The organism is Brevibacillus fortis (assembly GCF_046196545.1).
Lineage (GTDB): Bacteria > Bacillota > Bacilli > Brevibacillales > Brevibacillaceae > Brevibacillus > Brevibacillus fortis_A.
On the sequence record NZ_CP176370.1, the window covers coordinates 3,168,673 to 3,191,935 of the forward strand.

Annotated in this window: 1 protein-coding gene; it reads left to right on the top strand. The window is 49.2% G+C overall.

Annotated features, from left to right (window positions below; translation table 11 throughout):
• Nucleotides 1-2 precede the first annotated feature (2 nt).
• Entirely contained in the window at nt 3-23,210 is a 23,208-nt protein-coding gene (gene lgrC / locus ACKKE8_RS15915; RefSeq protein ID WP_409178988.1) for a linear gramicidin non-ribosomal peptide synthetase LgrC, read from the top strand.
• Nucleotides 23,211-23,263: the final 53 nt, after the last annotated feature.

The following is a 23,263-nucleotide window of genomic DNA, read 5'->3' on the forward strand; positions in this document are numbered from 1 at the left end:
CAATGGGGGATTTTACTGATCTATACACCTTATCCCCGCTGCAAGAAGGGATGTTGTTCCATGCGCTGTACTCTGAGGGTTCAGCCTATATGGTGCAGAACATTGCCATTCTTACAGGCGCGCTTGACATCGTCAACTTTGAAAAAGCCTGGAATAAAGTGGTTCAAAGACATTCCATTTTGCGTACTGGATTCCTTTGGGAAGAGGTAGAGAAGCCGCTTCAAGTGGTCTTCGAAAGTGTTCCCTTTTCCATACAACAGGAAGACTGGTCACATCACACCGATGAAGAGCAGGAAAGCATGCTGACATCGGTTTTGCAAAAAGAAAAAGAGGTGGGCTTCGACTTGAGCGAAGCCCCACTCATGCGAGTGACGGTCATCAAAAAGGCCAAAGATGTGCACCAGTTCATCTGGACCTTTCACCATTTGCTCTTGGATGGATGGAGCAGCCCCATTCTTTTTCAGGAAATCCTCGATTTCTATGAGGCGTACTGCCAAGGCAAGGACTTGAGACTTCCACAGCCAAAACCATTCAAAGATTATATCTCCTGGCTTCGCCGTCAGGACAAGACGGAGTCTGAAAAGTTCTGGCGCGAGTTCCTAGCGTCCGTCGAGAGTCCCACACCTCTTCCCTTTGAATCTTATCCCTTGAGAGATTCAGAGCAGGAAAATGGGATTCATGAATCGACTCGAACCTTGACTAATGAAGTCTCGAAAGCTCTCTTAAAATTAGCTCGTACGTATAAGGTTACGATCAACACCATCGTGCAAGGGGCATGGGCTATTCTCCTCAGCCGTTTGAGCGGAGAAGAAAGCGTGGTATACGGCGTAACCGGTTCCGGGCGCCCGAGCGATCTGCCAGGTGTAGAGCAGATGGTTGGAATGTTTATCAACACGTTGCCGATGAAAACGAAAGTCGACCCTGAGCAAACGTTGGATCAGTGGTTCAAAGATTTACAAGATCAGCAATCTAGAGTCCGACAATATGAATACTCTCCATTGGTGGATATCCAGGGCTGGACGGATGTACCGCGTGGACTACCACTGTTTGAAAGTATTTTCGTATTTGAGAACTATCCGCTGGGAGAAGGGGAAGAGAAGGAATTCGGTTTTTCCATCTCTCATGTACAGCACTTCCAAGAAGTCGATAATCCGCTCACGATTGTCGGGATTCCGGGCGAGCAGTTTAGCATCAAAATGATATACAGGACAGACCGCTTTGAGCAGGCGGCAATCGAACGAACACTTGACCAAATGGCATCCATTCTAGTGGCCATCGTCGAGAATCCGAAACAACGTCTGTCCTCTATCTCTTTTCTCAGTAAAGAAGAAAGACAGCATCTACTGGTCGGGCTAAACGATACTACGAGCGACTATCCTCGGGATAAAACCGTTCAACAACTGTTTGCCGAAACAGCGGCCCAATACCCAGATCGTATTGCAGTCGTTGCAGGGGAAGAACAGTTGACCTACGCCGAGCTGGAGGCAAAAGCCAATCAGCTTGCCAACTACTTGCAAAAGCAAGGAGTAGAAACGGGTACTTTTGTCGGACTTTGCGTAGAACGCTCGTTAGATATGTTAGTTGGGATGCTCGGGATTCTCAAAGCAGGTGGAGCGTATGTACCACTCGACCCTGCGTATCCCCAAGAACGTCTGGCTTTCATGCTGGCAGATGCCCAGATTTCCATTTTATTGACACAGGAGCATTTGTCTGACAAGTGGCAAGGACAAGAGCTTACTATTCTCAATCTCGACCATGCTGGGGAAAAATGGGCAGAAGAAAGTACACTGGCTCCCCAAGTAGATATGACCGCCGACAGTCTTGCCTATGTCATTTACACATCGGGTTCAACAGGTACACCAAAAGGAGTGCTGGTCGTCCATCGCGGGATTGTTCGCCTGATCAAAAACACGAACTACGTGACCATTACGGAAGAGGACGTGTTCCTGCAAGCCTCTACCGTATCGTTTGATGCAGCTACCTTTGAAATTTGGGGGGCGTTGTTAAACGGAGCGAAGCTGGTGTTGATGCCGCCCCATCAGCCTTCACTCGATGAACTGGGAGAGACGATTCAGAATCACAAGGTGACGACACTTTGGCTGACGGCTGGTCTGTTCACGGTCATGGTTGACCACAAGGTAGAGTACTTGCGCGGCGTGCGACAACTCCTTGTCGGTGGGGATGTTGTCTCCACATCACATGTACGCAAGGTACTTTCGCTTGACGGTATCACGGTGATAAACGGATATGGCCCGACGGAAAACACGACGTTTACTTGCTGCCATCCCGTCACGGAGCTTCCGGAAGGCGTCAACTCCTTCCCGATCGGCAGACCGATCAGCAATACCACGGTGTACGTATTGGACAAACATCAACAACCTGTCCCTCTGGGTGTAGCAGGCGAATTATATATAGGCGGAGATGGTCTCGCTCTTGGTTATTTGAACAATCCGGAATTAACTGCAGAACGTTTTGTGGAGAATCCATTTGACCCACAAGAAGGTTCTCGCCTGTACCGTACTGGTGACTTGGTTCGTTATTTGCCTGATGGCACGATTGAGTTTATCGGGCGTATCGACAACCAAGTAAAAATCCGCGGCTTCCGCATCGAATTAGGTGAGGTGGAAGCAGCACTCAGCTTGCATCCGTCTGTGAACGAAGTTGTAGTCATGGTCCGTGAGATTAAGCCGGGCGAGAAGCATTTAACAGCGTATCTTACTGTTTCAGGAGACAACACGCTCGAAACTTCTGATTTGCGTGCATGGACAAAAACGAAATTGCCAGAATTCATGAGGCCATCATTTTATATTTTCCTTGATGCGATGCCTTTGACGACAAATGGTAAAATCGACCGCAAACAACTGCCGGAACCGGAATGGACAAATCCTGCTTCCGACAAAGGCTACATGGAGCCGCGCAATCAGGTAGAAGAGCTGATTGCCAACATATGGTCGCAGGTGCTCGGAGTCGAAAAAGTGGGGATTCACGATAACTTTTTCGAGCTCGGTGGACATTCACTTTTGGCGACACGAGTCATTTCACGCCTACGAGAGGCGTTTGGAATAGAGCAAACGGTGCGCTCCATTTTTGAACATCCGACCATTGCAGCATGGAGTGAACAGGGAGCAGCCCTTCATTTGGGAGAAAAAGAAGCGATTGGTGGATCGATTCAGCCTGTGTCAAGACAGAGCAATCTGCCGTTGTCTTTTGCCCAACAGCGATTGTGGTTCTTTGATCAATTCATGCCAGAAAGTCCGATGTACAACATCCCATCTGCCCTTCGCTTACAAGGCGAACTCGACGTAGTGGCATGGGAGAAGAGTTTACAGGCGATCATTTTGCGTCACGAAAGCTTGCGTACCACGTTCCACGAAATAGACGGACAATCCATACAAGTGATTCATCCGCATATGGACTGGAAAATGGACATTTTGGACGTACGCGACCTATCAGCTGACAAAAAAGAGCAAAAGATAGAGCTATTGGCTGAAGCCGAAACGGCTCGAGCTTTTGACCTTGGACAAGGACCGCTGATACGCGCGACGATGATCCAAACAGATGATCACGCATATGTCTTCTTGATCAACATGCACCACATCATCTCTGATGGTTGGTCGATGGGCATATTCTATCGCGAATTGCTTGCCAATTACGAAGCCTTCAGCAAAGAAGAAACACCAGAGCTAGCAGACCTACCGATTCAATATGCGGATTTTGCGACATGGCAGCGTGAGTGGCTGGATGGCGAAATCTTAGAGCAGCAGGTTACTTATTGGAAAGAAAAACTGAGTGGAGCAGAACCGCTTCTCGCACTGCCGACAGACCGTTCGCGCCCTGCTGTGCAATCCTATCAAGGAGCTATTTACACCGAGACCTTTTCTGCGGACTTGCTCGCCAAATTGAAAGTACTTAGCCAGGAGTCCAGTTCTACCTTGTTTATGACGTTGCTGGCTGCATTCCAAACCCTTCTATACCGCTATAGTGGTCAAGAGGACATTGTTGTGGGAAGTCCGGTAGCTGGACGCAATCGTCAAGAAACCGAGAATTTGATCGGATTCTTCGTCAACACTTTGGCACTCCGAACGAACGTAACGGGAGATGTAACATTTACAGAATTACTGGCACGCGTTCGCGAAACAGCGTTGGAGGCATATGCACATCAAGATTTACCTTTTGAAAAATTGGTCGATGAGCTACAGCTGGAGCGTAGCCTCAGCTACTCGCAGTTGTTCCAGGTCATGTTTGTCCTGCAAAACTTCCCGCTGGAGGAAGCAGTAACGTCCGGAATTCAGCTCACACCATTGGATTCTGAGCGACATTTGACGACCTCCAAGTTTGACCTCACATTGACAATGAGAGAGCAGGCAGACGGACTTGTGGCCTCCTTTGAGTACAGCACAGATTTGTTCGACAGATCGACGATAGAGCGAATGACTGGACATTTGCAAAATCTGCTTGAGGCTATCATCGCCCAACCAGAGGAGTCGATTGAAAAACTTGATCTTTTAAGGGATAGCGAACGTAATAAACAGGTGGTAGAGCTTAACAACACAGCGAGCGACTACCCTCGGGATAAAACCGTTCAACAACTGTTTGCCGAAACAGCGGCCCAATACCCAGATCGTATCGCCGTCGTTGCGGGGGAAGAACAGTTGACCTACGCCGAGCTGGAGGCAAAAGCCAATCAGCTTGCCAACTACTTGCAAAAGCAAGGAGTAGAAACGGGTACTTTTGTCGGGCTTTGCGTAGAACGCTCGTTAGATATGTTAGTTGGGATGCTCGGGATACTCAAAGCAGGTGGAGCGTATGTGCCACTCGACCCTGCGTATCCGGAAGAGCGCCTTGCTTTCATGGTGGCAGATGCCCAGATTTCCATTTTATTGACACAGGAGCATTTGTCTGACAAGTGGCAAGGACAAGAGCTTACTATTCTCAATCTCGACCATGCTGGGGAAAAATGGGCAGAAGAAAGCACACTTGCTCCCCAAGTAGATATGACAGCGGACAGTCTCGCCTACGTCATTTACACATCGGGCTCAACAGGTACACCAAAAGGAGTGCTGGTCGTCCATCGTGGAATTGTTCGCCTGATCAAAAACACGAACTACGTGACCATTTCGGAAGAGGACGTGTTCTTGCAAGCCTCTACCGTATCCTTTGATGCTGCTACCTTTGAAATTTGGGGGGCGTTGTTAAACGGAGCGAAGCTGGTGTTGATGCCGCCCCATCAGCCTTCACTCGATGAACTGGGAGAGACGCTTCAGAATCACAAGGTGACGACACTTTGGCTGACGGCTGGTTTGTTCACGGTCATGGTTGACCACAAGGTGGAGTACTTGAGCGGCGTGCGACAACTACTTGTCGGTGGGGATGTTGTCTCCACATCACATGTGCGCAAGGTACTTTCACTTGGCGGTATCACGGTGATAAACGGATATGGCCCGACGGAAAACACGACGTTTACTTGCTGCCATCCCGTCACGGAGCTTCCAGAAGGCCTCAGCTCCTTCCCGATCGGCAGACCGATCAGCAATACTACGGTGTATGTATTGGACAAACATCAACAGCCTGTCCCTCTGGGTACAGCAGGTGAATTATATATAGGCGGAGATGGACTCGCTCTTGGCTATTTGAACAATCCGGAGTTAACCGCAGAGCGTTTTGTGGAGAAGCCGTTTGATCCACAAGGAGGTTCACGCCTGTACCGTACTGGTGACTTGGTTCGTTATTTGCCTGATGGCACGATTGAGTTTATCGGGCGTATCGACAACCAAGTAAAAATCCGCGGCTTCCGCATTGAACTAGGCGAAATCGAGACAGTGTTGCAGAGCCACCCGGCTGTAAGAGAAACATTACTCGTGGTGAGAGAGGAAACTCCTGGAGACAAGCGCCTAGCCGCCTACCTCGTTTTTGCAGAAGAAAAAGAGGTTACTCACATCGAGATGCGATCCTATCTCAAGGATAAGTTGCCAGAGTACATGATCCCATCCGCCTTCGTGAAGTTGGACAGCTTCCCGCTGACGCCAAACGGAAAAGTGGATCGCCGGGCACTACCAATCCCTGACTATTCCCGAAATGAGGCGGATAGCGGTTATGTAGCACCTGAAACGGAACTGGAAATGAAATTGGCCGAAATCTGGAAAAGTGTGCTGGGTGTTGCGAACATCGGCATCTACGATAACTTTTTCGAATTAGGAGGCGACTCCATTCTTAGTATCCAGATTGTCGCAAGAGCCAATCATTCCGGAATTCGCTTCACACCCAAGCAACTTTTTGAAAATCAAACCATTGCAGAATTGCTACGCGTTGTTACTGATATGAGCCAAGCAACGGATACAAAATGGAAGAATGAACAGGGCGCTGTTACTGGAAATGTCCCGCTTACTCCAATCCAAAATTGGTTCTTTGACTCCAATCAACCGTCGCTGCACCACTGGAATCAGTCGTTGCTTCTGACTGTTCAGCAACCAGTAGACCTTGTTGTATTGGAGCAAACAATCAAGAGCCTACTGGCCCATCATGATGCGTTGCGTATGCGCTTTTCACACCATGACGGCATGTGGACACAAATGATGGAAGGTCTTGAAGAGAACGTTCCATTCCGTAGCGTGAATCTGTCTAACCTCCCTAAACAGGAGTCCAGGCTGGAGGAAATCTCTCAAGAAGTACAAGCGAGCCTAAATATCACAGAAGGTCCCGTCGTACAAGCTGTGTACTTTAACATGGGCGAAGAGCAAGCTGGCCGACTGTTGCTCGTCATTCACCACTTAGTTGTTGACGGTGTATCGTGGCGTATTTTGCTGGAGGATCTGCAAAATACCTATGATCAAATAGCGACCGGTCAAGGCGAACAAATGCCAGCAAAGACGACTTCGTTCAAGATGTGGGCTGAGCAATTAGTCGCGTATGCCAATTCAGACGCCATCCAGCATGAAAAAGAGTACTGGCTCAAACAAGATCATGAGGCGAGTCCGATCCCGATTGATCACATTTATGAACCGAGTCAAAACACGGAAGCGACAACCAAACAAGTAACATTCTCGTTAAACGCAGGAGAAACCCGTGCCCTGTTGCAGGAAACACTTTCGCCTTACCGTTTAAAAATAAACGATGTATTACTCGCTGCCTTGACAAAAGCGATGCACCGTTGGACAGGGCAACAGACATTATCGTTCCATCTGGAGGGGCATGGACGCGAGGATATTTTGGAAGGAGCAGATTTATCCCGCACCGTTGGCTGGTTCACGAGTATGTATCCTGTACAGCTTACACTTGACCAGTCGAAACCATGGAGCGAACTGCTGAAAGCGGTCAAAGAACAGCTTCGAGCCATTCCGCAAAATGGAGTTGGCTATGGTATCCTGCACTACTTAAGTCAGGATGACGAGCTGAAAGAGCAGTTGAAGTCTCGAAGGAAGCCAGAGATCAGCTTCAACTACCTCGGCCAGTTTGATCAGGTCGTTTCTTCTCACTCTAAGTTTGGCATGGCTGCTGAATCGAGAGGCTCGAATCTTGCACCTGATTCCATTCGCGCGCATTTAATTGATGTAAACAGCGTCATTTCCGGAGAACAACTGCATGTCACTTGGTTTTACAACGAAAACATCCACGAGAAAAGTACGGTGGAAGCAGTTGCCCGTGATTATATGGACGCTTTGCGTGAGATTATGGCACATTGCTGTTCCGAAGAAGCAGGGGGTTATACTCCTTCTGACTTCCCGTTGTCTCGTCTGGATCAGCGTGGACTCGACACGTATGTGGGGAGAGATCACTCCATCGAGAACATATATCCACTGACGCCGTTGCAGGAAGGAATGCTTTTCCATTCCCTGTACGAACAAGAGGGCGGAGACTATGTGGTTCAATTCTCGATGACGATCCATCATTTGCACGTCGATGCACTCCAACAAGCATGGCAAAAAGTCATCGATCGTCATTCGATTCTGCGTACCTCCTTTATCTGGGATGGAATAGTCAATCCGCATCAAATTGTCCGCAAACACGTACGGATGACAGTTGATGAAAGAGATCTGCGACATTTACCGACTGATAGGCAGAAAGCAACGTTAGACGCATTTTTGGAAGAGGATCGCAAGCGGAACTTCTCGATTGCAGAACCACCTCTCATGCGTTTGACTTTGTTCAAGATTAGCAACGAAGCGTATCGCTTTATCTGGAGCTTCCATCACGTATTACTGGACGGTTGGAGCTTGCCGCTCGTCCTGAAAGACTGGTTTGCCGCTTATCTAGCGCTCGCAGATGGAAGAGACATTCAGCTTGGGGCTGTACAGCCTTTTTCCAAGTATGTTGCGTGGATCCAGCGTCAAGACTTGCAAGCTGCTGAACGCTTCTGGCGCAACCATTTGAAAGGGATAGACGGGCCGACACAAATCAATCTCGGACAAGCTCTCCAATCCAGTGGAGAACCCAAAACCTACGACGAGCGCTTTATCCGATTCTCGACCGAGTTTACCGAACATCTGCAATCCTTTGCCCGTCAGCATCAGGTAACGCTGAATACCTTAATACAAAGTGCGTGGGGCATGATCCTTGGAGCTTACAGTGGGGAAGCAGATGTCGTATTCGGGGCAACCGGTTCAGGACGTCCAGCCGATTTGCATGGCGTAGAAAAAATGGTTGGTCTGTTCATCAATACGCTTCCGGTTCGAATCACACTGGATCCAAGCAAAACCGTTCGGGTATGGCTGCGCGAATTGCAAGAAATGCAATTGGAGATTCGCCAATATGAGTACACGCCGCTGGTTGACATCCAGAGTTGGAGCGAATTCGAGCGTAACACATCTCTGTTCGAAAGCATTTTTATCTTTGAGAACTATCCGATCGACGAGTCTGTAAAAGAAGTGGACAGCAGTATTCAGATTTCTGATGTAGACACTGCGGAGCAAACAAACTACCCACTTACCGTAGTATGTGGCCCTGGCAAAGAATTTGTCCTCAAAATCGTTTTTGATCAAAATCGATTCGATCATGTACGTATCGAACGTGTCCTAGAACAAATGACTCTTCTGCTCCAATCGATGACAGCCAATCCTGATCAAACTCTGGCTGATGTGAGCATGATCAGCGAAAGCGAACAAGAGCAGGTTTTGGTCGAGTGGAACGAAACGAAGATGGATTATCCAACCGGGCTTTGCATTCATCAAGCATTTGAACACCAAGTAAAAAAGACGCCAGATGCGATCGGACTCCTGTATAAAGAGTTGGAAATGACGTATGCCGAACTGAACCAGCGGGCGAACCAATTGGCGCATCATCTCCTTGCCCAAGGCGTGAAACCAGATACGCTCGTCGGTATTTGCATCGAGCGCTCTCCTGAGATGATCGTCGGGATTCTCGGTGTGATGAAAGCAGGTGCCGCCTATGTTCCAATCGACCCGGCACATCCGCTAGAGCGTATTGCCTACATGATCGAGGATTCACAGGCAAACATCGTCTTGACCCAGCAATCTCTGGCAAACCATTTACTTACAACGAAGGCTCAAGTAATTTCCCTTGATAGTCATGCTCTTGAGAATGAACCTGTTCACGATGTGATGTGCGGGGTTACAGAACAAAATCTTGCCTATGTCATTTACACATCTGGTTCCACTGGCTTGCCCAAAGGCGTAATGGTCGAACACCATAGTGCGATGAATATGGCTCATTACTTGATCGAGTTGTTCCAAGTCCAGCCGTCTAGCCGCGTCTTGCAGTTATGTTCGTTCAGCTTCGACGTATCTGTCGCTGAGATCGTCATGGCTTTGATTTCGGGTGCCACCTTAGTCATTGAGGATCGGGAAATGCTTTTGCCAGGCCCTGAACTCATCTCAGTTTTGCAAGAAAAACAAATCACAACGGTGATGACGGTGCCCGCTGTACTTGCGGCATTACCTGACGCTGACTTACCTGATCTGAAAACATTAGTGATCGGTGGCGAAGCAGCGAGCTATGAGCTCATCACTCGCTATGCAAATCATCGTCAATTTTTCAATTGCTACGGACCAACGGAGGCAACCGTTTGCACTACGCTGATGCTTATGGATACGAATCTGACGAACACACCAATTGGCCGCCCTATCGCCAATGCGACCATCTACGTATTAGATGCCGATCTGAAGCCTGTCCCTATTGGCGTACCAGGTGAGCTGTACATTGGTGGAAAAGGCTTGGCACGCGGTTACTGGAATCGTCCAGAGCTTACCGCAGAACGCTTTATCCCTCATCCGTTTGGAGCGGAAGGCGAACGTCTTTATCGGACAGGCGATCAGGTGCGCTATCTGCAAGACGGTAACCTCGAATTCCTCGGACGTATCGATAATCAGGTGAAAATTCGTGGCTTCCGCATCGAATTAGGCGAAATCGAAAACGCAATGAGAAAGCACGCTGCGATTCGGGAAGCTGTCATTACCGTACGAGAAAATCGTTTGGCTGCTTATCTGATTGCAATGGGGGAAGAGAAGCCAGCTACAGAGGAACTCACTCTCTATCTAAAAGAGACATTGCCAGATTACATGATTCCAGCAGGCATCGTCTGGATGGAGGCTATTCCACTTACGGTCAACGGAAAAGTAGACCACCGGGCACTGCCTACACCGGATTGGGGACTTTTGACCACACAACAAGAGTATGTCGCACCTCGCACACCAACAGAAGAAATAGTGGCGAACATTTGGACACAGGTGCTTTCCGTTGAGCAAGTCGGGATTCACGACGATTTCTTTGAACGAGGGGGACATTCACTCCTAGCTACCCAGGCCATTTCCCGTATGCGTCAAGCTTTTGGCGTAGACTTGCCGCTTCGTACGCTGTTTGATTATCCGACATCGGCTGCGATCAGCGAAAAAATTACGGCATTGTTACAAGGGGAAGCGCGTCACACTGACATCCCGCTCGTGCCCGTGTCGCGTGACGAACACTTGCCGCTCTCGTTTGCGCAACAACGTTTGTGGTTTTTGGACAAGCTGTTGCCAGACAGTTCCGTATACAACATCCCATCTGCTGTTCGTCTGATGGGTGAGCTAGACGTCGAGGCGTGGGAACGCAGTCTCAAGCTGATCATCCAACGTCACGAGAGCTTACGTACAACTTTCTCCGATATCAATGGAGAAGCTGTTCAAGTCATTCACCCGAAGATTGAGTGGAACCTGGAACAAATCGACTTAAGAGACTGGAACGAAGAGGAGCGAGAAGTGGAAGCATTGCGTCTCGCCATAGAAGATGCAGAACAATCGTTTCATCTGAATCAAGGGCCGTTATTGCGCGCAAAACTGATTTGTATGGATGAACAAGCGTATGTATTTTTGCTCAATTTACACCACATCATTGCGGACGGCTGGTCCATGAGTGTATTCATGGGTGAGTTAGTCTCCATCTACGAAGCGTTATCTGCTGGAGAAACACCACAGCTTGCCGAAATGCCGCTGCAATATGCTGACTATGCCACATGGCAACGCAATTGGTTACAAGGTGAGGTATTGGAGCAACAATTGGCGTACTGGAAAAAACAAGTAGGCGATGCAGAACCACTTCTGAGATTGCCGACAGATCGTCCACGCCCTGCTGTTCAGAGCCATAATGGGGCGATGCATACGATTAGGCTCCCAGAAAAACTGCTTGCCGATCTAAAAGTGCTCAGTCGTGAAGAGGGATCAACCTTATTCATGACCTTGCTAGCTGCCTTTCAGACCCTGCTCTATCGCTACAGTGGTCAAAAAGACATCCTCGTCGGAAGTCCGGTCGCTGGACGAAATAGACAGGAAATGGAGTCACTTATTGGTTTCTTCATTAACACCTTGGTAATGCGTACGGACATGTCTGGGGAACCAACCTTCCGAGACTTGCTAGCAAAAGTACGAGAGACCGCACTGGAAGCTTATGCGCATCAAGACCTGCCGTTTGAAAAACTGGTAGATGAACTGGAGCTGGAACGAAGCCTAAGCTACTCACCGTTGTTCCAAGTGATGTTCGTACTGCAAAACATCCCGATGGAAGTACAAGAATTGTCCCAGATTCGCATCGAGCCTTTCCACAGAGGTCAGGAGGGCGTAAGCGCCAAGTTTGACATCACCTTGACCACCGTAGAAGCACCTGATGGACTTATCGCAACATTCGAGTACAACACCGATCTATTTGATGCAGCAACGATCGAGCGCATGGGGAACCATTTCTCCAACCTGCTAGAGGCGATTTCGGAAAATCCGATGCAACCGGTCACAGCCATTCCTCTCTTGAGCGATAGGGAAAAGGAGCAACTCCTCCATCGATGGAATGATACAAATGTACCTTTTGAACGCGAAACATGCGTGCATGAAAGGGTTGCACGGATTGCACAAGAGTTGCCAAATCAATTAGCAGTTGTTTCCGAAGAGGGGCAGATCACCTATGCAGAACTGGATGCCAAAGCGAATCAAGTAGCGAACTACCTGCAAAAACAGGGGGTATCCGCCGAAACACTAGTCGGCATCTGCGTAGAACGTTCCATCGATATGCTCATCGGTCAACTGGGTATACTCAAAGCTGGTGGTGCTTATGTTCCAATGGACACGGCGTACCCACAAGAGCGTCTGGCTTTCATGATGAAAGACGCCCATATGCCAGTTGTCTTAACCCAAGAACGACTGTTAGCGCGATTGCCGGAAGGAACTGCATCATTCATCTGCTTGGATCGTGATTGGGATATCATTTCGGAAGAGAGCAGCGAGGCACCGAACATGGCAATGACAACAGAGAATCTGGCGTATGTCATCTATACGTCTGGCTCTACTGGAACGCCAAAAGGGGTAGAGATCGAACATGCCGCCTTGTTAAATCTCATTTTCTGGCACCAACGGTCGTACAGCGTAGATTCAAATGATCGAGCTTCCCAAATCGCAGGGACAGCCTTTGATGCATCTGTTTGGGAAATCTGGCCGTACCTAACTAAGGGAGCAACGCTTTATCTCCCATCTGAAGAAATTCGTCTCGTACCTGAGGAACTCAGAGATTGGCTTGTTGCATCGGGTATCACGATTAGCTTTTTGCCAACGCCATTGGCGGAAAGGTTGCTCACCCTGGAATGGCCTATCGACACGAAGCTGCGCTATATGCTCACAGGGGGCGACAAGCTACACGATTACCCACCAGCCACAATGCCGTTTACTCTTGTGAACCAATACGGTCCAACCGAAAACGCGGTTGTCGCCACAGCAGGTGCCGTTCCGACAGAAGCTACTCATGTATTCGCACCATCAATTGGACGTCCCATAGACAATGTGCAGGTATACGTCCTTGATGAAAAGCTCAAACCTGTGCCGATTGGTGTAGCCGGAGAGCTCTATATTTCAGGAGACAGCTTGGCACGGGGCTATCTGAAGCGCCCTGATCTAACCAAAGAGCGGTTCGTAGCCAATCCATACTCACAAAAACCGGGAGCGCGCATGTACCGAACTGGAGACCTGGTTCGTTACCTGCCAGATGGAAACATAGATTTCATTGGTCGTGCAGACGATCAGGTAAGCATTCGAGGATTCCGGGTCGAACTGGGTGAAATTGAAACGGCTCTGTACACGCATCCGGCGGTAAAAGAAACCATTGTCCTCGTACGTGAGGATATTCCGGGCGTAAAACGACTCGCTGCCTACGTTGTACTTGGAGAAAAACACGAGATTCAAGCAAGTGACTTCCGTAGATATCTAAAGGAAAAGCTGCCTGAGTACATGGTGCCAGCTGCATTTGTCATCATGGGTAACCTGCCGCTGACCCCAAACGGGAAGGTAGATCGACAAGCATTGCCTGTACCTGATTTCTTACACAATGAAACAGATGGCAGTTTTGCTGCTCCGACAACTGCTATTGAGGCTACGCTTGCAGATATATGGAAAAATGTTCTAAGGATTGACAGCGTTGGGATTTATGACAACTTTTTCGAGTTGGGTGGAGACTCCATCTTGAGTATCCAAATTGTTTCTCGAGCCAATCAGGCTGGAATTCGTTTGACACCGAAACAGCTCTTGAGAAATCAAACCATCGCGGAACTGGCAAGCGTCGTAACAGCGACTGATGGCATACAAACAGTAAAAATCCAAGCGGAACAAGGCATCTTGACGGGAGAGGTGCCGCTCACGCCAATTCAATCGTGGTTCTTCACGACTGAACAACCGTCGATCCATCATTGGAACCAATCCTTGCTTTTGACGGTTCAACAACCCGTTGACCTGACTGTTCTAGAGCGTGTCATCGAGAGTCTGCTCACTCATCATGACGCATTACGTATGCGTTATAACCATACGGAGCAAGGCTGGACCCAACATATGGAAGGACTTCCTGAGACCATTCCATTCCGGAGTGTGGACCTGTCCGCTGTTCTAGAAGAAGAACAAGCCGATCGTCTGGAGCAAATCGCAAACGAGGTGCAATCAAGTCTACATCTAAGTGAGGGACCCGTTTTCCAAGCCGTTTACTTCTATCTTGGAACGGACCTACCTGGTCGTCTGCTGATTGTTGCCCACCATCTGGTGATAGACGGTGTGTCCTGGCGCATTTTGCTAGAGGATCTGCAAACTGCTTACCAGCAACTTCTAAACGGTCAAGAGGTGCATTTTCCAGCGAAAACGACTTCATTCAAGTCATGGGCAGAGCAATTGCAATCCTATGCGAATTCCGAAGCGATCGAGCCGGAAAAAGAGTTCTGGCTGGGCCAAAGTGATGAAGTGAGTCCACTTCCAATTGACCGTGCCTTCGAGCCAAGCCAAAACACAGATGCAACCTCCAAACAAGTCAGTCTTGCGCTTACTATTGAAGAAACTCGCGCGTTGTTGCAGGATACGCTTTCGCCTTACCGTCTGCAAATCAATGATGTATTGCTTACTGCTTTAACGAAAGCAATGAATCGTTGGACAGGTAAAAACATAGTAGCCGTTCATCTGGAAGGGCACGGACGCGAGGAAATTATCGAGGGAGCAGACTTATCCCGTACGGTTGGCTGGTTTACGAGCATGTACCCGATACAGCTTTCGATTGACCCTTCGAAGCCGTGGGGTGACGCTTTGAAAGCAGTCAAGGAACAGCTTCGTCGCATTCCAAAGAAAGGTGTCGGCTACGGCATTTTCCAATACCTCAGTCAGGATGAGGAGTTAAAAAAACGCCTAGGTGAAAAGCCGAAGCCAGAAATCAGCTTCAACTACCTCGGACAGTTTGATCAGATCGTTCAAGCCGAATCGAGATTTGGCATGGCACAAGAATCAAGAGGCTCCAATCTGGGGAAAGACACCATACGCCAGCACCTGATTGATGTCAACAGTGTCATAACCGGAGAACAACTCCATGTCACATGGATATATAGCGAAAACATTCACGAGGAAAGCACGATTCAAGAGCTTGCTTGCAACTATCTGGAAGCTTTGCGCGAGATCATTGCGCACTGCCAGTCCGAAGAAGCAGGCGGCTATACGCCATCTGACTTCCCACTAGCGCGAATGGATCAACGGGCTATCGATAAGCATCTGGGACAGGATCGCCTGATTGAAAACGTATATCCACTTAGTCCATTGCAAGGTGGCATGCTGTTCCACTCTCTGTACGAGCAAGAGGGGGGAGACTATATTGTTCACTTTGCCATGACGATGGAGGGCTTACACGTCGATGCGTTTGAACAGGCGTGGCAAAAGGTAGTGGATCGTCATCCGATTCTACGTACCTACTTTGTTTGGGAAGGTTTAGAGGCTCATCAGATTGTACGCAAACAAGTAAAAGCATCTGTAGAAAAGATCGACCTTCGTCATTTGACGACGGAGCAGCAAAAAACGGAATTGGCTCACTATCTAGAAGCCGACCGTAGACGAAATTTCGAGATTGCTTCTCCACCACTCATGCGTTGGACGTTGTTCCACTTACGTGAGGGAATTTATCGCTTCACTTGGAGCTTCCACCATGTATTGCTTGATGGTTGGAGCGTTCCGATTGTACTAAAAGACTGGTTTAGTGCTTATGTGTCCATAGCAGAAGATAGAGAGGTTTCGTACAGCTTCGTCCAGCCATTCTCTGCGTACATCGATTGGGTACAGCGCCAAGACTTGAAAGCTGCCGAACATTTTTGGCGCGAACAGCTGAAAGGCTTCCACGAGTCGACACCATTAGCGATGAGTAACCACTCAGGCGGCCAGGAAAATATGCCAAAAGTGTACGAAGAGAAAGAAATTCGCTTATCGGCGGAAATGACTTCACGTTTGCAAGCCTTTGTCCGTACACATCAGTTGACCTTGAATACGCTTGTGCAAGGAGCATGGGCTCTCATCTTGAGCCGATACGGCGCAACGGATGATATCGTCTTCGGTGCAACCGTTTCCGGTCGTCCGGCTGATCTGCCTACGGTAGAGGGCATGGTAGGTCTCTTCATCAACACCCTGCCGATTCGTGTTTTGGTAGATGCGAACAAATCGGTACGGGATTGGCTACGCGAGATTCAAGAACATCAAGTGGAGCTTCGCCAGTTTGAGTACACGCCGCTGGTTGACATCCAAGGCTGGAGTGAAATCGCGCGTAATGCTGCCCTGTTCGAGAGCATCTTCGTTTTTGAGAACTACCCGATTGGTGAAGCGGTAAAAGATGAACATAATCAGTTGCAATTATCTGACGTGGAGACGATGGAACAAACGAATTATCCAATCACCGTCGTCTGCGGTCCGGGTAAAGAGTTCATCCTTAAGATCAAATACGACCAAAGCCGATTCGCGTCTGAAAATATCGAACGTGTACTGCACCAGATGTCTTACTTGCTCGAATCCATGATGGCAAAACCTGAACAGTGCCTCGCAGAGGTGTCGATGATCAGTGAAAGCGAGCTTCAGCAGGTACTAGTCGAATGGAATGACACGAGCGTGGATTATCCGACACAGCTTTGCATCCATCAGGCATTCGAGAAACAAGCGGAAAAGACACCTGATGCGATTGCACTCGTCTACAAGAAGATGGAGTTGACCTATGCCGAGCTAAACAAACGTGCGAACCAGCTGGCACACAGGCTGATTGCATCGGGTGTACAACCGGATAAGCTAGTTGGCATTTGTGTCGAGCGTTCTTTTGAGATGATCATCGCTTTCCTCGGTGTGATGAAAGCAGGGGCTGCTTATGTGCCTATTGATCCGGCGCATCCGCAAGATCGCATTGCCTACATGATCGAAGATTCGCAAGCGAACATTTTGTTGACGCAAGTATCGCTGAAAGACAGGCTACCAGTACCATCTAAACAGGTCATTTGCCTCGATAGCGATGAACTGGCAGATGAGCCTACCACAAACGTGGATAGCAGCGTCAATGAGCATCATCTCGCCTACGTCATCTATACATCTGGATCAACCGGATTGCCAAAAGGGGTAATGGTCGAGCACCACTCCGTTATCAATTTGACACATGCCCTGATCCAATCGTTCCAAATCGATGCGACGAGCCGGGTTTTGCAATTCACATCCTTTAGCTTTGATGTTTCGGTCTCCGAGATCGCGATGACCCTGCTCGCTGGTGCCACGCTAGTCATGGAGGATCGCGAATTACTTTTACCTGGTCCGGAGTTGATCCAAGTCCTGCGGGAACAACGCATCACGATCGTGACAATGGCTGCCTCCGTAGCATCTGCCTTGCCACAAGCTGATTTGCCAGACCTGAAGACCCTGATTGTCGGCGGGGAAGCATTAAGCCGTGAACTTGTCGCCCGTCATGCGAAGGATCTCCAGTTCTTTAACTGCTACGGACCAACAGAAACAACCGTCACCGCTACTCTCATACGTTGTGAGCATAACGGCCAAAATCCGTCAATCGGCCGCCCTATTGCCAATGTGGAAGTGTATGTCATGGATGCATACCGGCAACCTGTGGCAATCGGTGTACCAGGCGAGCTGTACATCGGCGGAAAAGGAGTAGCCAGAGGGTACTGGAATCGTCCTGAGCTTACAAAAGAACGATTTATCAATCATCCGTTCGGCAAGGAAGGAGAACGCCTCTACCGGACTGGTGACCTGGTTCGCTATACGGAAGACGGACAGCTCGAATTCCTCGGACGAATCGACGACCAAGTCAAAATTCGCGGTTATCGAATCGAGCTGGGCGAAATCGAAAATAGACTCATACAGCATCCAGCCGTTCAGAATGTCGTGGTTATCGCCCGTGAGGAGCGGGAAGGAGACAAGCGTTTGGCAGCTTATCTCGTTGCAGCAAACGAACAACAACCGGGTGATGCTGAGCTTATCCACTACCTGAAAGAGACCCTACCGGAATACATGGTTCCTGCAGGTTACGTATGGATGGCAGAGATTCCACTTACGGTCAACGGGAAAGTAAATCGCCGCGCACTTCCAGCACCGGATTGGGGACAAGGGGAGACAGAGAAAGAATATGTGGCACCGCGTACACCAACAGAGGAAATCGTCGCCCATATTTGGTCGCAGGTTCTTTCCGTTGAGAGAATGGGAATCCACGATGACTTCTTTCATCTGGGTGGACATTCGCTCTTGGCTACCCAAACCGTTTCCCGCCTGAAAGAAACATTTGGTGTGGAAATACCACTCCGTGCCTTGTTCGAAAATCCAAGCGTGGCACAAATGAGCGAAAAGGTAACCGGTCTACTGGAAGCCAAATCGAGTGTGGCCAGCATTCCACTCGCACCCGTTTCTCGCGACCAGCATCTACCGCTCTCATTTGCACAGCAACGCTTGTGGTTCTTGGATCGCTTAATGCCGGACAGCGCCTTGTACAACATCCCGTCTGCCATGCGGATGCAAGGACACCTCAACATCCATGCATGGGAACTCAGTCTGCAGATGATCATCGAGCGACACGAGAGCTTGCGAACAACCTTCACTGACATCAACGGGGAAGCAATACAAGTCATTCACCCAGAAATCGCGTGGAGCCTCGGCAAGATTGATTTGCGTGAGCTACCAGAAGAAGAGCGTGACACCGAGGTACATCGCCTGGAGAGAGAAGAGGCAACCAAGCCATTTGACCTACGTACAGGACCGTTACTGCGGGCCACGATCATCCAGATCGGCGAAGAGAATTTCGTCTTCCTGCTTAACATGCACCATATCGTATCTGACGGCTGGTCGATGAACATTTTCATACGAGAGCTGGTTGCGATTTATGAAGCGCTTCGCAAGGAAGAAACGCCGCAACTCACCGACATGTCACTACAATATGCAGACTTTGCAGCTTGGCAGCGTGAATGGCTACAAGGCGAGGCGCTGGAGCAACAACTCGCATACTGGAAAGCAAAACTGAGTGGCAGTGAGCCACTATTGGCCTTGCCGACAGATCGTCCGCGTCCACCTGTACAGACTTATCATGGAGCCTTATTCACGACGAGTTTCCCAACGGAGCTTGTGGAAAAATTACACGCGCTCAGCCGGCAAGAAGGCGCCACGCTCTTTATGACCTTGCTCGGGGCATTCCAAATCCTGCTTCATCGCTACAGCGGTCAAGACGACATTATCGTCGGAAGTCCGGTTGCTGGACGCAATAGACAAGAAACGGAGTCATTAATTGGCTTCTTCATCAACACGCTGGCGATGAGAACCGATATGTCTGGAGCTCCAACCTTCCGTGAACTACTTGCAAGAGTGCGCGAGTCTGCACTGGAAGCATACACCCATCAAGACCTGCCCTTTGAAAAGTTGATAGATGAGCTGGAGTTGGAACGCAGCCTAAGCTATTCGCCGCTCTACCAAGTCATGTTCGCTCTGCAAAACTTCGAAATGCAGACTCATGAACTTGAGGGCATACGGATTGCTCCGTTTGAAAGCAAGAACCAAGAAGTGATGTCCAAATACGACATCAGCTTGACGATGGCAGAAACGCCAAACGGCCTGATCGCTACGTTTGATTACAATACAGATTTGTTCGACCAAACAACGATGGAGCGAATGGTGAATCATTTCCATCATGTACTGGAGGGAATCGTCGCCCAACCTGATCGATCGATCATGGCGTTACCACTGCTTCGTCCGGATGAACGGGAACAGCTTGTACTCGCGTGGAACAACACAGCTGCCAATTACACGTATGAGAAGACCGTACACGAGCTAGTCGCCGAAATGACAAGGAACATGCCAAATCAACTGGCAGTCGTCTCCAAGGAAGGCTCGCTCACCTACGCAGAGCTGGATTCTAAAGCGAATCAACTGGCGAACTACTTGCAACAACAGGGGGTTACGACAGAGACTCTCGTCGGCATTTGCGTCGAACGCTCCGTCGAGATGCTGATCGGCCAATTAGGTATTCTGAAAGCAGGCGGCGCATTTGTTCCGATGGACCCATCTTATCCAAAAGAGCGCCTTGCCTTCATGATGAATGACACGAACATGCCGATCGTATTGACCCAAGAACGCTTGCTTGAAGCATTGCCAACAGGTGATGCAGCGTTTATTTGTCTCGATATCGATTGGGATTTGATTGCCAATGAGAGCACGGAATCACCCGAAATCACGACGACAACGAACAATCTCGCCTATGTCATTTACACCTCCGGTTCTACTGGAACACCAAAAGGAGTGGAAATAGAGCAACGCGCTCTATTGAATCTCATCTATTGGCACCAGCACGCTTACAACGTCACGCCAGAAGATAAAGCATCACAAATCGCCGGAACAGCCTTTGACGCCGCTGTCTGGGAAATCTGGCCGTATCTGACGGTAGGAGCCACGCTGTATCTGCCACAAGAAGAGATTCGTCTCGTACCGGAAAAACTGCGTGATTGGCTCGTCGACTCAGGAATCACGATCAGCTTCCTGCCAACGCCATTAGCAGAGAGCTTGATGTCTGTTGAATGGCCGACCGATTCAGATTTGCGCTACATGCTGACTGGCGGTGACAAACTGCATCACTATCCATCGGCTCATCTGCCATTTACATTAGTAAATCAGTATGGGCCAACGGAAAATGCAGTCGTAGCTACAGCAGGCATCGTTCCTATACAAGCTGGTCAGATAGCTGCACCAACAATCGGACGCCCAATCGACAATGTGCAAGTATACGTCCTTGATGCAAAGCTGCAACCTGTGCCTATCGGTGTTGCAGGCGAACTATACATCGCAGGGAACAGCTTGGGTCGCGGGTATCTAAAACGTCCTGATCTGACACAAGAACGCTTCGTCGAAAATCCGTTCGCTCACGTTCGAGGGGCAAAAATGTACCGCACAGGAGATCTTGTCCGCTACCTGCCGGATGGCAACATCGAGTTTATCGGTCGTGCCGACGATCAGGTGAGTATCCGTGGTTTCCGCGTCGAGCTGGGCGAGATTGAAACCGCCCTGTACACTCACCCTTCTGTCAAAGAAACGATCGTCCTTGCCCGTGAAGATATGCCAGGTGTGAAACGACTGGCCGCGTATGTCGTGCTAGAAGAAGGCGTAGAGGACCAAGCTGGCAACTTCGACATCTACCTCAAAGAAATACTGCCGGAGTACATGGTACCAGCCGCATTCGTCATCATGGATGCTCTGCCACTCACTCCAAATGGCAAAGTAGACCGTCGTGCACTACCTGTACCGGAGTACACGGTGAGGAATGGAGAATTCGTTGCTCCAGAGACGTTTGTCGAGAGAGTATTGGCCGAGATATGGAAAAAGGTTCTAGGAGTAGAGCAAGTCGGCATTCACGATAACTTCTTCGAACTCGGTGGTGATTCGATTCTAAGCATACAGATCGTAGCCCGCGCAGCCCAATCTGGAATTCGCTTGTCACCAAAGCTCTTGTTCGAGAACCAGTCGATTGCCGAGTTGACACTTGCGCTCGGGGAGTCGGTTAACATTTTCGCCGAGCAAGGCATCGTCACAGGGGAAGTGCCACTCCTGCCGATTCAGCGCTGGTTCTTCGAGCAAAAATTGGCAGATCGCAACCACTGGAACCAATCTGTACTTTTAACTGTCAAACCGATCGATCCAGAAATTTTGAGACAAGCTTTCTATCACTTGCTCGGACATCATGATGCCCTCCGTCTCCGCTTCTACCATCAGGATGGAAAATGGAAGCAGATCAACGATGAATGGACAGATATCATTCCATTTACCGTAGAGGAATTGGGTCATTTACCGTATGAAGAGCAAGTAAAGCGAATCGGGGAAATCTCTGAGGAAGCTCAGGCAAGCCTGCATCTTTCGGAAGGTCCGTTGCTCCGTGCCGTTTACTTCGATTTGGGCAGTGAACAGGAAGGCCGCTTGCTAATCGTCATTCACCACTTGGCAGTCGATGGTGTGTCTTGGCGCATCATCACGGAAGACTTGAATAAGGCCAGCACCCAATTGCTACAAGGCAAGCAGGTGCAACTGCCGCCGAAGACCAGCTCCTACAAGTATTGGGCTGAAAAATTGACGGAGTACGCTCAATCAGACAGCCTGCGAGAGGAAGCGGATTATTGGCTAACCAGCCTCGATACAGAAGTAAACGCGCTGCCAAAAGATTATGAGAACGGAAAGAACCGAGAGCTTACGGCTAAGATGGTTTCTGTTGTACTTACGCAGGAAGAAACCAAAGTGCTCTTACAGGAATTGCCTTCGATCTACCAAACTCAGATCAACGACGTATTGCTTACTGCATTGGCAGAAGCCATCTTCGTCTGGACTGGAAATCAAACCTCCCTCGTCCATTTGGAAGGACACGGACGTGAAGAGCTATTCGACGATGTCGATCTGTCCCGTACCTTGGGATGGTTCACGAGCATGTATACCATCCTCTTGGATACGAGGGGAACTACCTCTCTCAAAGAAGCACTACAAACAACCAAAGAACAGCTGCGTAGCATTCCGAACAAGGGGATCGGCTATGGAATTCTCCGTTACCTGAACGAAGAAGTGACTGAAAAGTTCAAGTCTTTACCAAAAGCAGAGATTAGCTTCAACTACCTCGGTCAGCTTGATCAGACAGTCGATGACACAGAATCCCTGTTTGGCTTTGCAAACGAAGCAAGAGGTGACAACTTCAATCGCAACTCAGAACGTCAGCACCTGCTGGATTTCGGTAGCTCTGTCGTTGGGGGACAATTGATTGTCACGATCGCCTTCTGTGAAGAGATTTATCTCAAAGAAACGGTCAAAGATTTGGCGGATTACTATGTAAACGCGCTACGACAATTGATCGAGCTAGGTCAGACGGAGAAGACCGCAACACCAACTACAAGTGATCTGTCCGAATTCGGTTGGGATGATGAAGAGATTGCCGACTTACTTGATCTCATCCAAGACAAGTAATGAATACCAACTGCATAGAGGCGTCAAACACGGCGCCTCTATGGCAAATTTTT

Bases quoted from the DNA above. Each gene is read 5' to 3' on its own strand.
- lgrC (WP_409178988.1), top strand. From the start codon at position 3: ATGGGGGATTTTACTGATCTATACACCTTATCCCCGCTGCAAGAAGGG.